At 32.8% G+C, this 1,338-nt stretch carries 1 protein-coding gene; it reads right to left on the bottom strand.

Annotation, left to right across the window (positions count from 1 at the left end; all coding sequences use genetic code 11):
* Nucleotides 1-328: 328 nt before the first annotated feature.
* Nucleotides 329-895, bottom strand: coding sequence for a PEP-CTERM sorting domain-containing protein (locus ESZ26_RS19525; RefSeq protein WP_223271738.1), 567 nt, complete (start codon nt 893-895; stop codon nt 329-331).
* Nucleotides 896-1,338: the final 443 nt, after the last annotated feature.

The following is a 1,338-nucleotide window of genomic DNA, read 5'->3' as shown; positions in this document are numbered from 1 at the left end:
TGATACGAAACCGGACATTAGCCTTTGCTCATTTAATTATGACCATTTCGACAATTATTCGTTTAAAGGATAGGTTATGTATGGATGATTGTTTGTCAAAAACTATAAAAATGACACCAGTAGTGCCAAATAATCAGTTAAAGTGTCTGAAGGCTTTTACATATACGGAATAGTAAAGGATTAAGTATCCTATGCTATTATTTTGTGGTGTAAATCACTTCTAACACATCAATAGATATCAAATAATTTACGGTTATCAATCACCAGATACAAAAAAACACCAATCATTACAATTGATGCTTTCTAAAATCTAATATTAAAAACTATATTAAGATTGTTTCTTAAATCGACGTGATGCTAAACCAATCATTCCTAATGCAAAAATTGCAAGTGTAGATGGCTCTGGTACTTGTGCTGCTGTTCTAACAAATAGCCCGAGACGACTCGAACTGCCCGTTCTAAGGTGAACGTCGTTAAAATTTCCCGTGTGGAAAATCGCCTCCGCTTGCCCTAATTGCTGTCCATCTAATGTGAACCAAGGTGTTATATTGGAACTACCTGACAACAAATTAATTGTGTTACTTAAATTAGCAGGATTTAAATCAATATCACCTAGGTTACTGCCATTCCATGTTGGGATTGATGTTCCTGTAGCATTGCCTAGAAACTGAGTAAACTGATCAACCGTAGATAAACTCCATTGATAGCCCGCATAGGACACACCAGTTTTCAAATTAGCAAATGTATCAGGAGAAAAGAGTCCTAAATCTAAAAAGTATAAATTCTGATCTGTATCTTCTGTATAATCACTATGATCTATAATCCCAGCTTTGACGACGCCAGATATCGTGAATAACAAGCTTAATAACGCAACTTTATTTATAATTGATTTCATTTTTTAACCCTTTAATGTGTTTAATAGTAATCGAAAGATACTAAATTACAACAATGCAAAAAACATTCCAGCACTAAAATATATAATAATTTCAATTGGATGATGACTTAAACAAAACTCACGATGGTAATATTGTAAAAAAATATGACACCAATCAACTTATCAGCTAATTGAATTTTTTAGATAATATTAACAGATGAAAATTTTAATTGGTTTCAGTATGCAAATGTAATTACATTAAATGGGGTCAGGTACACTTCATTAAATGGCATTAAATGGCATTAAATGGGGTCAGGTACACTTTATTACTTCTCAAGCTACTCATAGTTATTCAACGTCAGTGATTTTCTTAAATCCGTCTCACAGACAAGCAGAAAGCCCTAGCTAGTGTTCTGCTAAATATGATTAAGAATATACAAAAGCTAATGTCAGCTTTTGGCTAA

Origin of the sequence: Colwellia hornerae, from assembly GCF_007954355.1 — a bacterium.
In the GTDB taxonomy this organism is placed as follows: Bacteria; Pseudomonadota; Gammaproteobacteria; order Enterobacterales; family Alteromonadaceae; genus Colwellia_A; species Colwellia_A hornerae.
The sequence above is the reverse complement of the archived record's forward strand: the minus strand, read 5'-3'. Positions and strand labels throughout refer to the sequence as shown.

Excerpts from the sequence above, each read along its gene's own strand:
- ESZ26_RS19525 (WP_223271738.1), bottom strand. The coding sequence starts at position 895 with ATGAAATCAATTATAAATAAAGTTGCGTTATTAAGCTTGTTATTCACG.